The following is an 18,002-nucleotide window of genomic DNA, read 5'->3' on the forward strand; positions in this document are numbered from 1 at the left end:
ACTCCATTTTTACCATTATAGCTTAAATGAATATAATCTGTACTGACATAAAACCACTACAGCAACTCGTACCAATAAAAGAACACTAAAACTCCTCGCTATTTAATTAAAGTAGCGAGGAGTGTCGAACGATTAACGATAAATGCTAATGGCTAACTTTATCGACTAAATATAAAATTGAACGATATTCAATACCACTATGTTCAGATAAGCCGATCTCACAAGTTCGACTATTTGAATAACCTTCATGACATCCTTGAGGCACTTGTGCTTTTAATGGTGCTAACGCGCTCGCATTAAGTTCTGGTTTCGTAAAACCTTTATCACCAGCAAAACCGCAACAAGTAATATCATCAGGAATAATTACCTCTGTTGCACATGCTCTAGTTACACGTTCAATAACAGACGCTAATCCCTGACGACGTGACGTACAGGTAATATGCAACATTACAGGCTCTTGCTGTGGTGTGATTGTTAATCTTGGTAATACAAAATCAGCCACAAATTTAAATGGCTCATAAATAGTAATATCATTGCGTAAAGACTGCTTACTGGTACTAGCACATGGACTGGTATCCATTAGTACAGGATATTGCCCTTGATGAGATGCTTGCCATAATGCTTGTTCAAGTTGTTGGGCTTTAACTTGTGCCGTTTCTGGAAAACCTTTACTAATATATGGCATACCGCAGCATTGATTATTGAGATCATCTGGCAATATGACTTCATATCCTGCTTTTTCAAGCAAAGAAATCGTTACTTCCGTCAACGGGCGTTTATCGAGTGCATTTACCTCAGTTCCCATATTTCTAGCGGCACAACTAGGAAAATACACCACCCGCTCTTTTGTTATACCACTAATAACAGGTGTGATTATTTTAGCTGCAGGCAAAGGCATATGCGGAGTCCATTGCGGAACTTTATGCCCTGAAAGTTGATAAGCTTGTTGCGTTAGCTTGCGCATTCTATTTGTGCCTAAAGCTTTATGCATCTTGCTCGCTACAGTTAGCCCTACTTTTGCAGATGCTGTGACTGTTGCAAAATGATCGGCTGTCCATGAGGCAATTTTCTTCGCTTTTTCAGTATGATTTTGACGTAACTTACGAACTAAATCACCGGTATTAATTCCAACAGGACAACGTTCAGCGCACAATCCAGTTGCCGCACAAGTATCTAACCCATAATAACGGTATGTTTTTTCCATCGCTGCTAACCGTTGAGGATCTTCATTACTACGCCGTAAGCGCGATATTTCACGATACACCGTATTACGCTGGCGTGGAGTTAATGATAAATTACGCGATGGGCACACAGGTTCACAAAAACCACATTCAACACATTTATCGATAAGCTCATCAGCAACAGGCATCGCTTTTAAGTTTTTAATATGTGATTGTTTATCAGCATTTATAATCACCCCTGGATTTAATACTCCGCGAGGATCAAACACTCCTTTAATCGCGAGCATTAATTGATAACCAGCATAGCCCCATTCAAGTTCAATAAATGGCGCCATATTACGTCCAGTGCCATGCTCTGCCTTTAATGAACCTTGATATTCAACCGCCACAAGCTCAGCAACTGCATCCATAAATGCACTATAGCGTTCAATTTCAGCTTGAGTATCAAATGATTGGGTAAATACAAAATGCAAATTACCCGCTAACGCATGACCAAAAATAATCGCTTCATGATAATCAAATTGGACAAACAATTGTTGTAAATCACGCACAGCTGGCGCTAACTGCGCAATAGGGAAAGCAACATCTTCAATAATAACCGTTGTGCCACTTTCTCGGACGGCACCAACAGCGGGAAATAACTCTTTACGAATACCCCACAATTGTTCACAGATCGTTGCATCACGACTAAAATCAACTTGCTCAATCGGAGAGAATGCATTGATAATCTGTTGGATTCCCTCTGCCTGAAGAAGTAAATCTTGTTCATTTTCAGCATGTAGCTCAATCAATAATGCGGCAGCTTCTGTATTACCATCAGCCCCTAGTTGAGCAATAAAGGCAGGCATTCCTGGCTTTGCTGCCACTGACGCTAATGAACGGTTATCCATTAACTCGACAGCTGCGACTCGTGTTTTACTTAATTGACTCACCGCTAAACATGTTTGCTCAATATCAGCAAACACAAACAGTCCCGATGCCTTAAATTGATGATTAATTACCGTGTTATAAGTCACATCAGCAATAAAACCCAACGTGCCCTCTGAACCAATAAATAGATGCTGTAATACATCAATTGGATCATCAAAATCTACCAAAGCATTTAAACTATAACCTGTGGTATTTTTTAAGCGGTATTTATGGCGAATTTTATCTGCAAGTACACTATTAGCCTGACATTCGCTGACCAATAACATCAGCTCGTCGATCATTGCAGCATGCGTTTTTTTAAACGCTGTAATGCTATTGAGATCTAAAGTGTTTAATAGCGTTCCATCAGCAAGTACTACTGTCATTCCTGCAATAGTACGGTAGCTATTTTGCGAAGTGCCACAACACATACCAGAGGCATTATTTGCCACAATGCCGCCGATCTTACAGCTATTAATAGAACCAGGATCGGGACCAATTTTTCGACCAAATGACGCTAATATTGTATTCGCTTCCGCGCCAATGATGCCGGGTTGTAACCATATCTGAGCGCCATCATTAAGCACTTTATAATCTCGCCAACGACGAGTTAATGTAATTAAGACTGAATCTGACTGTGCTTGACCTGATAGGCTCGTCCCTGCAGCACGAAACGTCATTGGAATTTGATGTTCATAACACGCTTTAATCGCAAAGATAACTTCATCAAGTGTATCAAGCTGTAAAACCATTTGTGGTAACAAACGATAAAAACTCGCGTCAGTACCATAAGCCAACATCAACGTAGGATCAGTAATAATCCTTTTTTCATCTATTTGAAGGCGTAATTGCTCGATTAAATTAGCATAAGCAGGTTGCATCATAGCCTCGCTTTATTAGTAATAGGCATAAACTTTATGCTCGGTATTTCACTTCGGAATGGATAATTCTACTGCTATAAAGGCGATGATAACCGTTACTAATTCACATTTTTACTATGATGATGATTAAAATCAAATAATCAGGTAATTACTCAATACTCATCACATCAAACCATAGAACATTACCGCCGATATGGATATCTATCTCTTCATCGATTTCTCGACCAAGCAATGCTTCACCAAAAGGTGAGCTCGGTGTCACGGTTATGACTTCCTCATTATTAATCATAAATTTTAAGCCTCCTGCCGCCGGCCCTAAAAACACCTTCTTAGCATGCCCTTGTTGATCTTCTAAAGACACTAAATGGCCAACAACAATGGTCGTTTGTTGAGTAGGCATTGTGGCAAATAAATGCTGATAAGCACTAATGTCAGCTTTACATTCAGCCACTCGCTGAGCTTGACCATGAGCAAGATACGACGCTTCTAATGCAAAAGTATCGTATTTATTTTCCGCAACATTTTCATCATCTGTCGCGGTATTATAAGCACGCATTGCAGCTTCAGTTGCTATTTGTAATGTCTGTTCTAACTGTGCCTCAATACGCTCAAGTAACACTTGCTTGTTCATTTATTATCAACCTATTAGCCAAATGGGCGCTGATTATACATTGAATATAAGCACAAACAGCAACGTTCTCGAACATTAAATATCATCAAAAACTAAAGTAATAAGCCAATCATCCGATAAACACTCATTCATGATTAAAAATGGTTACGACTCTCAATATGTATCGTTATAACTGGCTGTTATGCCTAATCGGAGTGTTAATTACCACTCAACCAGCGTTAGCACTAACTCCAACCCATTTACTTAATTATCTAGATAGTTATGGTAATCTTTCGCTAAAATACAGTGGTGACATTCGCTTACCCGATCCCCTTGTTGTAAATGGGGATCTGAATCTTGAAAGTAGCCAAATTAAATATTTACCATTAAGCCTTACCATTAAAGGTAATCTTAATTTAGCCTATAGCCATATTGAGTATTTACCATTAGCGCTTAAAGTCGATGGCTACATCAATCTTGCTTACTCTAAAATTAAGGAGCTTAATTTTGGTTTACAAGTCTATGGCGATCTTAGCGTTGCCCATACTCAGCTCAAAAAACTACCCGACAACTTATATGTTAAAGGTGATTTATTTATCCAAAACAGTCAGCTTAATGCGCTTCCAAATAAACTGGTTGTCGACGGTAATATTTATATAGGTAATATTCCACTTACGTCGATTCCAAGCGATCTGATTATTGGTGGCAATATATATAGATAATTAATAAACATGCATTAAATACCATTAATAACTAAAAACTCAACACCAAGGCAAACGTTTGCTTTTTGATAGGTAAATAAACTTAATAATTGATTATAAAAAAGGAGTATAAGTTAGCCAGAAATTTTACAATACGAATGTTTATCCCTGGCCACTTTGCGGTTGATATTTGTTATGAACAATTTTCAACAAACATTTAATTAGAGGATAATTAAATGTATTCATTGCTTTATCATCGATAAAGAAATGTTTTCCAGCTTTTAAGCTTTAACAACTTTAGTTGTTTGATTTTTATGGTAAAACCACTGTCTGCGACTACGTGTTTTCATTATAAACCTCTCATATATTTCCCAATGAGTAAGGTTGATATCACTATATATTAATACCCTTCTTACTCGACTATTCGTGTTCTAGTTAACCAATTTGGTATGACATTACAATGACATATTAATTGAATTATGATGAACAATTTTTTTATTTATGACAACAACTTCTATTAATAAGTTCCGTTGTGAATAAATATAATGATGATAATTTTCGTGGAGGATAATTAAGAAAAGAATATAAACAAAGACTTTCTAATTTTTTTAAAGCTAATTTCACCTAACGATTTATATCAACATAGTTAATATAATTATGTTTTTGCTATTTGACAACTACTGTAAGTCTTTTTTTTAATGATATGAGTATTTATTTTTTAATTGTTGCGTTTAGTTTAACTTAACATATTGCTATATAAGAAAAAACAACTAATTGAGCGATATGTCAGAATCCTCACTCAGATCAGTTGTCGCTTTTGTGCTAGTAAAGATAACAGATCACATCGCTCTAATAATTAAGCGTGACTGCACAGATTTCACTATTTCACCACACTAGTCATCAAATCATTGATCGTAGTCCTATAAATTAATTCAAATTTATTGGTTAATAGCAATATTTAGCTATGCTTGTGAGTATATTATTATGAATAAAATGCAACCACTGTTAACAACAGAACGCTTAATTCTTCGCCCATTAGAGTTATCAGATGCAACCAAGATACAGCGACTTGCTGGTAGTGTTGATATTGCTAACGGTACCATCAGCGTTCCACATCCCTATTCTGATGGTATGGCTGGAAAGTGGATAGGCAAACATTTAGCTGGATGGTATAGCAAACAATCAGCTATTTTCGCTATTACCCTAAAAAGTAATCATCAACTTATCGGCTGCGCAGGATTAGAAAATATTAATGAAAATAGTGCCCAGCTTGGCTATTGGATTGGCGTGCCATATTGGGGTAACGGTTACTGTACTGAGGCGGTAGAACGGATTAAAGACTATGGCTTCAATAAACTTAATTTAGAGCATCTGTATGGCCGACATTTAAAGACTGTTTCAGGCCCTGAAAATGTGATGCTAAAAATCGGCATGAAAAATGTTACTGCGCTAACATTTCCAAGTCATCACTTATTACAAGATGATATTGCGATTTATGAATTACTTAAACAAACAGCTTCATAGTTGTTATAGCAACACATAAAATGTGATTGATCACTATGAATGTCATTAGATAAGCAAAGTAGCATTTATCACTATAAACCGTTAGCATATTACCTTTATTCATCGAGTCGTTAATAGGTAATTATTGTGAAATCACCATGTGTCGCTAAATGTAAAAATAATGCAGGAATATGCGGTGGCTGCTTACGAACAATGTCAGAAATCAGCCACTGGATAGCCTATCCAGAACAGCAACAACTGGCGATCATGGCTGACATTAAAGCGATTAAAGCAACTCACCAGTGCCCACAATGCCAACAACCAGCGCAATGTGATATCAAGGCTGGCAAAGCCACATGCTGGTGTTTTAATATTGAACCGCGCCAAACATTACCAGGTTCCGTGGCTACTTGCTTATGTCGACACTGTTTATCATCACAACCAATACTATAATATTGAGTTATTAATCTTCTTTTACTTACAATGTTTACGCTAAAAATATCATACTAATCAGTTACAATTATCTGCTCTACTTTTTAACGATACCAATAAGATGACACAACGTATATATGCGATTGATGTTATCTGGAATTCACATGGATATGAAAGTTAATAAACGGCAAGGACAATTCCTTAACGACACCATTACTCAATGGCAGCAACAACAACTGATTGATAACCAACAAGCTCAGAAACTACGTCACAGCTATGATGTGATTAGTTTTGATTGGAAGCTACTGGCTGTTTATTCATTTTGGGTCGCTATAGCATGTTTTATTTTATCCGTTATATTACTCATTGCTGACGATTATTTAATTGCACTGATATCGCGTATTATCAATACGCCTGCAAGTGTGCTCGCCTTTATTAGCGCCATAATTGCAGCTGGTCTGTTTTATTTCGGCGTCAAACGGCGACAGCGTTATCCACAAAAAACCGTTAGTAATGAAGCGGTGTTCTTTTTTGGTGTGCTGATAACAGCTGTAACGAGTGTATTTTTAAGCCATATCACAATAGCACTTCATTGGCGTGAGAGTATTTTTATTCTTCTGCCTACTATCATCTACCTTATCGTCGGTATCCAACTACGCTCGGTATTAGTGTGGTTATTTGCACTAATTGGTATTGGATTATTGGTGTTAACTGAAACCTCTTATCTCGCTCAGAATCACTACCTCTTTTGGGGAATGAATATTCCCTCACGATTTACCATTGTTGGCATGTTCATTATATCTGCGAGTGTTGCCTTAAAACGTCACTCTCGATTGTTATTTCTTCAAGAATCTACGCTATTTATGGGATTGCTGTATTTTTTCAATGCGTTGTGGATGCTAACTATTTTTGGTAATTATGATAGTTTAAGTGCTTGGTCACACATTAAACAGATTGAATTATGGGGCTGGAGCGTAACGATGCTATTGGTCACCTTAAGTGCTATTTATTATGGCATTAAAAATAATAATCCACTCATAAGAGCCTTTGGCATCATCTTTTTATTGTTATGTTTATATAGCCGTTATTTTGAGTATTTTTGGGGCACACTTCATAAAGCCGTATTTTTTGCGATATTAGCGTTAAGCTTCTGGATAATAGGTAGTCGAGCAGAAAAATTTGGCAATTAGGCCATAAAAACTAATAAAAAAGCCGCTATAATAATAAATATTAAACAGCGGCGTTTTTGATTATTTGTTGCACATATTGTAAAACTAAAAAAATAAGCCATGTATTATTTAACTGCGTGCCTTTCTAAATTATATAAACGAATCTCATGCAATACACGTTCAGTTAACATTTCATTCATCGTATCCCTCATTGACGCTTGCATATCAGAAATCACTGGGAATACATTTTGATTCATTTCATCTAAACAGTTTTTAGACACTTGCATTTTTAAATCAAACTCAAATGAAGCAAGCGCTAAAAATTTTTCCATTCGTTGAATGACAACATTAATCATGTAGATATCAGCACCTAAATCCAACAGTTCTTGTTCAACAATTAATTCTAACGGCGTACGATCTCGAGGCTGTTCTTTTACTGGAAACGCAAGAATATTTGACATCATATCCTCCTCATAATCAGTAATAATCATCCGTTGATAATTATTAATAGTAACATTGCTGTTACATTCATCCTATGTGTTATTGTTGCTATTGAAAAGACCATTTTTAATAAAAATCATTTAAACCCTATTAATTCATCGCATAAAAAAACCATCAAGACACACAAAAAACAATTATTATCAATAACTTAAACCGTTATTGTCTTTTTTTAATTATTTTATATTTATTTGAAATAAAGTATATCCACACCGCAATTTATTACTGACAAATATCATATTTGAAAGAGAATGATGAAAAACAGCGCTTTTTCGCGTATAACTTAGCGTCATAATAACAAATCATATTTAAATATTTTTAAATGATACCGTTCATTTAACAGGGAGCTTATATGCAAAAAAGTTTATTGATTGCCAGTTCGATTGCTATCGCATTAACACTGAGTGGTTGTTCTGATAATGAGGTTGGCGATGTTTCTTTAGGTATGTTTACAACTAAGGATATCAAGTTAAACACATTGGTCGATCCTGTTGTACCTGGTGTTACTTGTCATATTGCTAGCATCGAAGCAGATTTGAGTTTAGCGGATCCTTCAGACTCATCTATTTCATGCCGTCAAACCGGAGAAATAACACCAGAGATGATAGCGAAAATTGATAAATCAAAATCTGGCGAGGTTGTCTTTAAGAAATCTAAAAGTATTTTCTTTAAAACAATGAAGATACGTCGAATTTATGATCCTAAATCAGAAACCTTAATGTATTTATCATATTCAACCAAAACAACAACAGGTAGTTATAAACACAGTTTATCAACCGTGCCTCTTTGGGGTACAAAAGCATACGTTGCCCATACACCAGCGACGACAACAGATATTCAATAATAGCACATTACCGCTTCTTAACCATTTGATTAAGAAGCGATTTTTCAAAAATCCACCATGCCCATATAAAAAACAAATCCAAGATTCTCAATTTATTTTTTATATAGTGCAATCCAATCGATAAAGATTAACTCTGTTTATTTAATCTTTTACGAATGAATAACTGTACATGAAACTTTTGACGTTAACTTCGGATCATGTTTATTATTGTAATCAACATTATCTACAAAAGAATATTTATTCGTTATAAAATCGATAACTGAAATATAAATAATAAAAATTAAGATATTTATAATATTGTGTTGGTAGATTTTTTATATCAAAAGAAAGGATATGTTAGCACAGAGGAATAACGATAATCTTACATTTATTATGATTATCAGCCACATTTATTAAACAATAAATATGACTGAAATATTATTTATTACTTAAACAAACGATTTTTCATTAACAAAGAGCCAATAATTGCCATCGTAATACCGACTAATAACACAACAAAGTTTTTGTGGCGCTCGGCTGCTAATATATTTTCAGCATAAGTATTATTGTACAAATCAGATCCTGTCATGGTCAGAAATGAGCCCATTTCAGTAAAAACATGTTCTTGACCAACCATACCACTCAATGAAACCATTCCCCATAAAAGAGAAATCACACCTAGAGAGATAGAAATAAAACCCCAACTTTGTTTAACATCCATATTCAAACTCACGCTATAACACTTATCTGTGACTAAAAGTAAAACTTCGCATGAGAATATTACAAATAACGGAAAAAAACAATTCACCAAGGGTGTAAATAGATGACTCAATAATTCACCAAATATATGGGTTTATTTTTTATAATAATATAAGCATTTGAAAATAAATAAAAAAAACAAATAACAGCTAACTATTGCTAAATTATAATTATTGAACACTGTATATATTAATAATTTATTTCCTATTTTGTGACATTGATTCAAATTATCCGTTCTAAATAAAGATCACGTAATATAACGGATATAAAAAAGCGACAAAATATTGTCGCTTTTTTATTGTGGCCTATTTTATTTTTGCTTTGGACGAAATGGTTTAATTACACTTTCATCACACACAAGAAATGGGCCATCCATCAAATCAAGACAGTAAGGTACAGCAGGGAATACTGCATCTAAACATTCACGAATAGATTTTGGCTTACCCGGTAAATTGATAATTAAACTATCACCACGAAGTCCTGCTGTTTGACGAGATAAAATAGCTGTAGGTACAAATTTTAGCGATTCTGCACGCATTAACTCACCAAAACCTGGCATCATACGATCACAAACAGCTTCTGTTGCTTCAGGCGTAACATCACGCTTAGCTGGCCCTGTTCCGCCAGTAGTAACGATCAGGCTACAGTTTTGATTATCAGCCAAGTCAATCAACGTACTCTCAATCACGTCTTGCTCATCAGGAATAACTTGATAAACAGGCTCCCACTCTGATGTAAGATAATCATTTAATGTATCAATGATTGCTTGTCCTGAAATATCTTCGTAAACACCGGCACTTGCACGATCGCTCACAGTTACAATACCAATTTTTGCCTTACTCATGTGTTACCTCATTTGTTTAAACGCAATCTTACTGCTAAGCATAACATTTATAGCATTATTAATGGCTAAACAGTGTATGCAAATCAGTAAGATGGTAATCATTAATAATACCTATATTCATAACCAGCGCCTAACGTGCTGACAATAGCGGCGATAATCATTCCCAAACAAATTCAGTAATACCTTTTCCTCTGGCTTAATCTGAAGCTGATTTACCGTTGCAATAAAAACAATCACCACCATAGCTGCTGATAATTCGCCCCCAATAAATACTGCAGCAATAAGTAATAACAACAAACTTAAATACATAGGGTTACGGCTATATTGGTATATTCCTGTAGTCACTAACTGAGTGGTTGCTTGTGGTGTAAAAGGACTGATAGTAGTGTTAACTCTGGCAAATACTGACATTGATAACAATCCAATAATGATGGCAATAATCATTAACAGTACCGCGACACTCCAAAGTGGCTTAAATTGCCACACCGGCATAAATAATACGCAGCCATATATCATCAATAACGCTATAGCAGCCAGTACTGGAGGAGGGATTTTTAAAGACAGCATAATTTATCCTTACTTATCGCCTGAATTTAACGGCGATTGAGCTCATATTACCTAATAATAAGGTTGCCTCGATAGTTGCCAGCTTATAGCATAACCCTTTTGGTTAAGAGTCATATTGGTTATGCAACAGCTCAAGTACATTCAAGGTTATCCGTCTCACCTTGTTGATCAAGTTCAACAGTTAATAGAAAAAGATCAACTTAAGACATTATTGCTTAACCGTTATCCGACACCGCACACGATTAAAACTGAAAAAGCGTTATACGATTATGTGATTGAGCTGAAAAACCAATATTTAAAAAAATCAGCCCCCATCAGTAAAGTTGGTTACGACAATAAAATTAATGTGATCAATCATGCACTCGGCCTACACACATTCATTTCACGTGTCCATGGCAATAAACTTAAAGCCAAGCATGAAATTAGAATTGCGACGGTATTTAAGCAAGCTCCCCTGCCTTTTTTACGAATGATTGTGGTGCATGAGCTGGCGCACTTGAGGGAAAAAGATCACAACAAAGCTTTTTACCAACTTTGCTGTCATATGGAGCCTAATTATCATCAGTTGGAGCTAGATATGCGTTTATATCTCACCCATTTAGATCTGATTGGGCCAATATATGATTAGTCTATTGTAGAACATCACGATCGTTGGGTTTGGTATTTACTCAGCCCAATGTCCGTGATCTACTCGAGCCTTAAAGACGCCGATGAAACACATTACGTTTTATGGCTAAATATAAACCCTACAACGCGTGGACAATAGATTCCCTATCGCCCTCGCGGGCATTCACTGTAGGGAATGACGGATTGGGGCTTGGCATGTACTCTGCCCAATGTCCGTCATCTCGGAAGTTGAGGAACGAAACTATCCGTGATCTACTCAACCCGTGATCGAGCCCTAAAGACGCCAGTGAAACACATTACGTTTACGGCTAAATATAAATTCTACAACGCATGGACAATAGATTCCCTATCGCCCTCGCGGGCATTCACTGTAGGGAATGACGGGGTTGGGGCTTGGCATTTAAGTTAGCTCATTTTTGGACACAAATGAGTCAGTGATTTTTGCTAAATTAGTATTTAATGGATAATCAGAGGTATGGCAAATCCTCATATCCTTTACCCAAATCAACTCATCCACTACATAGTGATACCTTTGTTTTGTGTGCGTACTTTGACACTTCGATAACGAACAAGCTTTCTTGTAAATGATTACAGTTTAGTTGAAGCGAGCAATGTTTAATGTCCTTCGACAACCGGCCCGTCGCTCTCACTAGTAAATCATCTCATACGTTAGACGAAGCGGGCCCTAGTGAACCGCAAGCTTCTATCGGCTCTTTATCACTACCCCCTTTTAAAACAGATGGTCTACTCTGGCACAATCTTATTAAAACTGAGCTTTGATAATCGCTCAGACATATAGTCAACAAATAATCGCAGTTGATAAGGAATATAGCGGGATTGAGCATATTGAAGGATTACCTCTCCTGAATAATTCCCAGCTATGTGCCAGTCGGGCAGAATCTGGACCAATGTGCCTCTTCGTAATTCTGGTTGAACAGTGAAATCTGGGAAGATGGCGATCCCTAGATTCCGCAGCACGGCTTCTTTTCGGATTTCAGTGTGATTCACCGACATGCGATTGTTTGCTTTAACGATGGTGGTTTGGTTTGCGCTTGTCAGCCGCCATTCGTTATCACCAGCCTGTTCACCCAGCGCAATGCATTGATGGTGTTCAAGATCATCGGGATGACCAGGTTCTCCAAATTGCTCTATATAGTCTGGGCTGGCGCACATCATCAATTGGGTACGCGTTAGTGATTTTGAAATAAGCCCTTCGATTGGCTGATCCGTCAGCCTGAAAATGACATCAATTTCCTCTCCAATCAGATCGATATAGAGGTCCGATACCTTGAAGTGAATCGTGATCTTTGGATACTCAGCCATAAAATCCAGTAGCAATGGTGACAGGATTTGCTTGGCGAATGCCTTCGGTGCCGCCACTCTGAGTACGCCAATAGCTTCATCCTGGGTGCTTTGAACCGTTTTGACGGCTAGCTTGGCGGATTCCAGCATGGATTTGCACTGTGTATATACCTCCGTCCCGGCAGTGCTCATTTTCACCTGTCGAGTAGTACGCTCCAGCAGCTTTGTATGAAGACCTTTTTCCAGTCGATTGACCGATCGGCTGATTGAGGAAGGCGCGAGTCCCAGTTTTTTACCTGCTTTTGAGAAACCGCCTTCTTCAACAACGACAACAAATACAGCCATTTCGGGCAGAAGGGGAATTACCTCATTATTGTTCACTGTGCAAATATCCTTTGCTTTTGGGGTGTATTGTTCCTTAAATGTATCTAATTATAATCATCATTGTCAATTTGATAGGGATTCATTTCCAAACACTAAAAAGTTTAAGGATAAACGATGAAGAAAATCAGAAGTATTGCTGATATTTCAGCTCTCAACGGACAAGTAGAACATATATTAACCCTGTTCAGCGGTAGTTTAGACAGCACTTACTTATTGGAACTTCTGAAGGATTCTAATGTAAAAGTAACCGCATTGGCGGTCGATATGGGCGACGGTATTGATTCAAAGTCGCTCTCTCATATAGCCGATCATTATGGTGTGGACCTGATCATTGAAGACGGAAGGCAAAGTTTTGTGGAGCACTCCATTGTGTCAGCAATTCAAGCTCAGGCGATGTACCTGGGTGATTATCCGGTCAGCTCTTCTCTTTCTCGACCAGTCATTATCAAGCATGCCGTTGAGATTGCAAATAAACTGAATTGTGGCGCGATTATTCATACCGCCAATCAATCACAGAACAGCCTGCGCAGGCTAAATGGGGCCATTGAACGTAGTGGGTTTGAGGGCTTTTACGGCTCCCCTTATGAGTACTCTGCGATCTCCCGAGAAGAAAAAATAGCCAACCTTTCTATGTCAGGGTTGTTTGAATTTTCAGGGCGAAACGTCAGTGGTGATTCCAACCTCTGGTGCCGTGAGTTTGAGTCAGGTGTTTTAGATAACCCAGAGAATTTCATATTGTATGAATCATTGTTTCATTGGGCAGTCTGGAATCCAGACTTTCAATTGGCAGACAGCAATCACTCCGTCTCAATTACATTTCAAAAGGGCATGCCGACCCGAGTTAATGGCACTGTGATGCCATTAATTAAGATGGTGGAATACCTCAACAAGCACATTGGCAGTTATCAGATTGGTCGCTACATCGGTTTTGATCACCTGGATTACGATGAAAAAGTGCTGGAGATAAGAGAGGCACCTGCAGCAAGTGCTCTTATGAGCGCCTATCGGCATCTGGAAGTCGCCGTACTTGAAACCGAGTTGCTACGAATGAAAACCCTGCACAGCCAAACCTGGACTAATGAAGCCGTTGAGGGACGTTGGGGAAGTCATTTAGAGCAGGCGACACAGGCGTTTATCAGCCAGACCGCTCAATCCATTTCAGGAACAGTGACCTTTTCGCTATCACAGGGGCAATTGTTTTTGTCTAACATTGTCGCGGATAAAGCGCGGTACCTAACCGATCGTGATAACTGGGAGATTCAGGTAGCCCACGAGCGAAGCCAGAGAACAATTACCACTGAAAATATATTCCAGTTAAACAAAGCCTCAGCATAAAGGAGCATTCAATATGAACATGTCAGTCAAAATACCAAACGCAGTTAAATATTTTAACCATATTGAAAAGCTGAAACAGGATTGCTTCACGTTTATTAAGGGCACGGATATTCAAGCTATGCTCGATTGCACAGAGCATGATATCCAAGAGTTTTCTAACCAGTAGAACTTACTGGAGTTGGACCACTACATGGGCGACGGTGGTCTTTATCGATATCGAAGATATGGTCAGTTTACCAAATTAGCAACGGGTCAAGGCCTGACCTTGTTGCCCCATGCTTCTTACGTTCAAAGCAAAGAAGTGAATTACCTGAACGGTGATGTTGAACGGAAATATGAACCTTTGACCACAGAGTTCAGTCAGTCGCCAGTGTTACTTCAGGTTCTCTCAATGATGAGTTCGCTGTATGACAAGGTGGATAGGAAGACTAATGATTGTAATATTCGACTGCATCCATACCGAATTGTAGCCACAGGCGAACAAATAGGTAAGCCTGCACCAGAAGGGTTGCACAGAGATGGGGTCACGTTTATTGCGTCAATGATGATTAATCGACACAACGTCTCCGGTGGCGTTACTACTCTTACGGATGCGGATCGCCAACCTAAGGCAACCGCTGAGCTAACAAATCCTTTTGATATTGTCATAGCTGACGATGCCAGAACTATGCACGATGTGAGCCCAGTTGAAGTATTGGACAATGATACACTTGGCACCAGAGATGTTTTGGTCATTGCATTTACAAAGTTGGAGCAGGTGGCCTGATGAATACTACAACTCAAAAAATATCTAAAAAGTTTGCCTTTCCAACCATAGAAGTCCTTTTACTGTTAGTGGCAGCATTTTGGGGGACAAGTTATGGGATGACAAAGTCTGCGTTGTTGTTTACTGGCGTCTTTGTTTTCATGGCCATTCGCTTTTTACTGACGTTCTCTATCTTGTTTTTCTCTACAGTGAAAGACTTCAGGGCCGGAAGAAATAAGGATTGGAAAGTTTCAATTCCTACTGGAGGAATTTTACTGGCAATTTTTTGCTGTGAAATTATTGGTGTGTCCATTACCTCGGCCACTAATGCCGCATTCCTGATCAGTCTGTCGGTGATTCTGACTGCCTTTTTGGAATTGATGGTGAATAAGCAGCGATTAAGTAGGCAGTTGTTGATGCTGTCTCTGATCTGTGTGTTGGGTGTTTACCTGCTGACATATGATGGCTCATTGTCGTTATCGCTTAATACCGGTGACTGGTTGATTTTGACCGCAGCACTATTGCGTGGATTGATGGTTACCACAACCAAACGCTTTACTGAAAACCGTGAAATTACTTCGTTGAGCCTGACAGCTTTGCAATCGCTGGTAGTTGGTTTGGGAGCGGTCGTTCTTGCGTTTACCTACGGACAAGGGCTGACGCTGGATTCTATTCCCAATAGCATGGAATTCTGGTTGATCACGCTCTACCTTGTATTGTTCTGCACACTGTTTGCTTTTTTTGTTCAGAACTATGCAGTACGAAGAACCTCTCCAACGAAAGTGTCCATTTTGATGGGCAGCGAACCACTTTTTGGGGCGATCTTTGCGGTACTATGGTTGGGTGAATCATTGAATGTTGTACAGTGCATAGGTGGTGCTGCGATTGTTGGTAGTGTATTGATAGCTACATTGAGAAAGAACAGTAACTAGTATCTCAGTAAAGCATGCCAGAAAAACTATGAAAGAGAAAATGAAGGGACAGGCACTAAATAAAGAGCTTGTTCCTTAGCACCTAGCTCACTTGAATCGAGACTTCAAAATGGAGTCAAAAGCTTAGTAGGACACACACCAAGTTAAAGATGTGTGTTCCTCTTCCAGCGACAACCAAGGTGCGGACATCAGTAACCTCTACCTGCACCATGGTCGTCTAGGCTCCACTGTGCAAGCGCTGGATGCGATCAACCTCCAAGGTATGTGTTTAGATTACAGCCCATTTAGTGAAGTGTTCAGAAAACACAACGACCAAATATTTTGGAAGGTGAACAGCACGGTCAATGCTATTCATCATCTGGTAGAGGTGACAAAGAGCTTATAGCTGCTTTCATTAGAATAAATAAGGCAAATGTCTTTAGTAGTCCTACCGCTGATAGTCTTCACTAAAAAGGAATGGGGCAAAAGCTTGTTAGAACGTTTGATCAATTCTGTGATCACCAACCGATTCTGTCGTACCTGAACTACTACCTTGATCCACTAAATCACTCCCCCATTCGGCCTCTAATAATGGTAGAATCTGCGCATCAGAATTATCGAGACACTCTATGTTTATCCATCACGTTAACGACATCGACTGGTTGGTGATCACCGCTTTTGAAGAACTGAAAACGTTATTTGTCGAAGATGCTGGTGCAATCCCCAGTTACTTCTCGACTGCCAGCGAATTGAGCCTAATAGATCAAGCTAAGCGCAGTTATGGCTATTTGCCGACACTTAGCGGCATAATCACCGATACTGGCATATTTCAACGTCAGAATAACCAAGAAGATTTGAGCCCACAGCTTGCTTGCGTAGTTGAAGGACGTGGTCGAGTGTTTATCTATCATGGTGGCTTTGTAGCTTTTGTGGATGACGAACAAACCTTTATAACTCGCATGGACTGAAAATTATTTAGCAACGCGAACTCAAAAGCATTAGCAAAGAAAACTCGAATTTAAACTGCGTATGTACCTCACACTAATCGAACATTTTGGTTCTATTTACGAATGAGGTTATCATAGCCATTATATGTAAAATGAAGAGACAACATCATGCAACAAGAAGAATTTGAGATTTTAGTAAAACAATTAGCAGAGCTCGATAGCGTTTCAGCGATCCTAAATGCATTAAAAGAGAGTGAAGAGCCTGAAATTGCAGAAACAGCAGCAGCAATGATTGGTCACTTTAGTGTTGCTGAAATCGACGGACAACAGCGTATTTACCACGTTTTCACTCAAGAAAACGACCAAGGTGAAGAAGAAGAGTTTGCCGAGTGGGTAATGAATGCTAATGATGAATTAATGCGTTTTATCGCATGGTTCTTCTACACTACATTTGAAATTAACGATAAAGAAACATACCAAGCTGCAGGTCGCTCATACACTCCAGCTAAGCGTAGCTAATACGAATAATATTTAAACAGCCAATAGTGTTCTTTATTGGCTGCTTTTTTACTGCACGCTTATTGCTCTTCATCTTTAGCTCGTGGTATCCAATTACATAATGTTAGCATGTTGACTATTGCATCATATTCTTCTTTATTTTCAGTATCATTAAGACGTTGAAGGAAAAAATGCGACATCACATTGGTTGTAGTCATAATGACTCTCCTCTATAGAAACTATACTTAGTTTGCTAAAAAGTGCCGTCAAGAAAAACAGAACAACTGTGATTATTCCCTTCCCTATTTCACTATTATCGATGAGATAACACTGATTAAAAACGTCGTGAATATAAAAATATGGAACTATTTTCTGA

At 38.3% G+C, this 18,002-nt stretch carries 19 protein-coding genes; 11 read left to right on the forward strand and 8 right to left on the reverse strand.

All coding sequences use genetic code 11. The annotated features are described in order from the left end of the window. Positions 1 to 145 precede the first annotated feature (145 nt). Together BTN98_RS11525 and BTN98_RS11530 are read right to left on the reverse strand one after the other, a co-directional pair. Entirely contained in the window at positions 146 to 2,971 is a 2,826-nt protein-coding gene (locus BTN98_RS11525; RefSeq protein ID WP_060996935.1) for an FAD-binding and (Fe-S)-binding domain-containing protein, read from the reverse strand. A 148-nt stretch (positions 2,972 to 3,119) separates the two neighbouring features. Next, entirely contained in the window at positions 3,120 to 3,602 is a 483-nt protein-coding gene (locus BTN98_RS11530) for a transcription elongation factor (RefSeq protein WP_060996728.1), read from the reverse strand. A gap of 140 nt (positions 3,603 to 3,742) precedes the next feature. On the opposite strand from BTN98_RS11530, the gene BTN98_RS11535 reads away from it, so the two are divergent. The 4 genes from BTN98_RS11535 (at position 3,743) to BTN98_RS11550 (ending at position 7,407) form a co-directional block, all read left to right on the forward strand. Continuing rightward, positions 3,743 to 4,303: a hypothetical protein gene (locus BTN98_RS11535; RefSeq protein WP_060996729.1), complete on the forward strand. Its 561-nt coding sequence runs from the start codon at positions 3,743 to 3,745 to the stop codon at positions 4,301 to 4,303. A gap of 963 nt (positions 4,304 to 5,266) precedes the next feature. Next, on the forward strand, positions 5,267 to 5,806 hold the full coding sequence (locus BTN98_RS11540; RefSeq protein WP_060996730.1) for a GNAT family N-acetyltransferase: 540 nt from the start codon (positions 5,267 to 5,269) through the stop codon (positions 5,804 to 5,806). A gap of 126 nt (positions 5,807 to 5,932) precedes the next feature. Beyond that, complete coding sequence (locus BTN98_RS11545; protein ID WP_060996731.1) at positions 5,933 to 6,238, forward strand: DUF1289 domain-containing protein; 306 nt, start codon at positions 5,933 to 5,935, stop codon at positions 6,236 to 6,238. Between the two features lie 143 nt (positions 6,239 to 6,381). Then, positions 6,382 to 7,407, forward strand: a complete 1,026-nt coding sequence (locus tag BTN98_RS11550) for a hypothetical protein (RefSeq protein ID WP_105030013.1) — start codon at positions 6,382 to 6,384, stop codon at positions 7,405 to 7,407. Between the two features lie 104 nt (positions 7,408 to 7,511). Here BTN98_RS11550 and BTN98_RS11555 read toward each other — a convergent pair whose 3' ends face one another. Continuing rightward, complete coding sequence (locus BTN98_RS11555; protein ID WP_060996733.1) at positions 7,512 to 7,847, reverse strand: hypothetical protein; 336 nt, start codon at positions 7,845 to 7,847, stop codon at positions 7,512 to 7,514. A gap of 389 nt (positions 7,848 to 8,236) precedes the next feature. Between BTN98_RS11555 and BTN98_RS11560 the strand changes: the two genes are divergently transcribed. Then, positions 8,237 to 8,728, forward strand: coding sequence for a CreA family protein (locus BTN98_RS11560; protein WP_060996734.1), 492 nt, complete (start codon positions 8,237 to 8,239; stop codon positions 8,726 to 8,728). Positions 8,729 to 9,152: 424 nt separating this feature from the next. Here the strand turns inward: BTN98_RS11560 and BTN98_RS11565 are convergent, their stop codons facing one another. The 3 genes from BTN98_RS11565 to BTN98_RS11575 all read right to left on the reverse strand — a co-directional run bounded on the left by BTN98_RS11565 (position 9,153) and on the right by BTN98_RS11575 (position 10,877). Continuing rightward, positions 9,153 to 9,428 carry a hypothetical protein gene (locus BTN98_RS11565; protein WP_060996735.1) on the reverse strand — a complete coding sequence of 92 codons (276 nt, stop codon included), beginning with the start codon at positions 9,426 to 9,428 and terminating at the stop codon, positions 9,153 to 9,155. 348 nt (positions 9,429 to 9,776) lie between these two features. Further along, positions 9,777 to 10,310 (reverse strand): molybdopterin adenylyltransferase, encoded by a 534-nt coding sequence (mog, locus tag BTN98_RS11570; protein WP_060996736.1) that lies wholly within the window; start codon positions 10,308 to 10,310, stop codon positions 9,777 to 9,779. A 117-nt stretch (positions 10,311 to 10,427) separates the two neighbouring features. Further along, positions 10,428 to 10,877: a methyltransferase family protein gene (locus tag BTN98_RS11575; protein WP_060996737.1), complete on the reverse strand. Its 450-nt coding sequence runs from the start codon at positions 10,875 to 10,877 to the stop codon at positions 10,428 to 10,430. Positions 10,878 to 10,998: 121 nt separating this feature from the next. Between BTN98_RS11575 and BTN98_RS11580 the strand changes: the two genes are divergently transcribed. Then, positions 10,999 to 11,505 carry a M48 metallopeptidase family protein gene (locus BTN98_RS11580; RefSeq protein ID WP_060996738.1) on the forward strand — a complete coding sequence of 169 codons (507 nt, stop codon included), beginning with the start codon at positions 10,999 to 11,001 and terminating at the stop codon, positions 11,503 to 11,505. A gap of 743 nt (positions 11,506 to 12,248) precedes the next feature. Here BTN98_RS11580 and BTN98_RS11585 read toward each other — a convergent pair. After that, the gene (locus BTN98_RS11585; RefSeq protein WP_060996739.1) at positions 12,249 to 13,187 is read right to left on the reverse strand and encodes a LysR family transcriptional regulator; all 939 of its coding nucleotides are present in this window, start codon (positions 13,185 to 13,187) and stop codon (positions 12,249 to 12,251) included. A 117-nt stretch (positions 13,188 to 13,304) separates the two neighbouring features. Between BTN98_RS11585 and BTN98_RS11590 the strand changes: the two genes are divergently transcribed. The 5 genes from BTN98_RS11590 (at position 13,305) to BTN98_RS11610 (ending at position 17,647) form a co-directional block, all read left to right on the forward strand. Continuing rightward, positions 13,305 to 14,525 carry an argininosuccinate synthase-related protein gene (locus tag BTN98_RS11590; protein ID WP_060996740.1) on the forward strand — a complete coding sequence of 407 codons (1,221 nt, stop codon included), beginning with the start codon at positions 13,305 to 13,307 and terminating at the stop codon, positions 14,523 to 14,525. A gap of 178 nt (positions 14,526 to 14,703) precedes the next feature. Next, positions 14,704 to 15,291: a 2OG-Fe dioxygenase family protein gene (locus tag BTN98_RS11595; RefSeq protein WP_268875329.1), complete on the forward strand. Its 588-nt coding sequence runs from the start codon at positions 14,704 to 14,706 to the stop codon at positions 15,289 to 15,291. Continuing rightward, positions 15,291 to 16,202 carry a DMT family transporter gene (locus tag BTN98_RS11600; RefSeq protein ID WP_060996741.1) on the forward strand — a complete coding sequence of 304 codons (912 nt, stop codon included), beginning with the start codon at positions 15,291 to 15,293 and terminating at the stop codon, positions 16,200 to 16,202. Before BTN98_RS11595 ends, BTN98_RS11600 begins: the two co-directional genes overlap by 1 nt. Positions 16,203 to 16,810: 608 nt before the next feature. Continuing rightward, positions 16,811 to 17,149 carry a hypothetical protein gene (locus tag BTN98_RS11605; RefSeq protein WP_060996742.1) on the forward strand — a complete coding sequence of 113 codons (339 nt, stop codon included), beginning with the start codon at positions 16,811 to 16,813 and terminating at the stop codon, positions 17,147 to 17,149. A gap of 147 nt (positions 17,150 to 17,296) precedes the next feature. Then, a complete protein-coding gene (locus BTN98_RS11610; protein WP_060996743.1) occupies positions 17,297 to 17,647 on the forward strand; it encodes a hypothetical protein in 351 nt (116 codons plus the stop codon). 59 nt (positions 17,648 to 17,706) lie between these two features. On the opposite strand, the gene BTN98_RS20325 is transcribed toward BTN98_RS11610, so the two are convergent. Next, the gene (locus BTN98_RS20325; RefSeq protein ID WP_162840652.1) at positions 17,707 to 17,844 is read right to left on the reverse strand and encodes a hypothetical protein; all 138 of its coding nucleotides are present in this window, start codon (positions 17,842 to 17,844) and stop codon (positions 17,707 to 17,709) included. Between the last annotated feature and the right edge of the window lie 158 nt (positions 17,845 to 18,002).

Origin of the sequence: Photobacterium aquimaris (genome assembly GCF_002954455.1) — a bacterium.
GTDB lineage: Bacteria > Pseudomonadota > Gammaproteobacteria > Enterobacterales > Vibrionaceae > Photobacterium > Photobacterium aquimaris.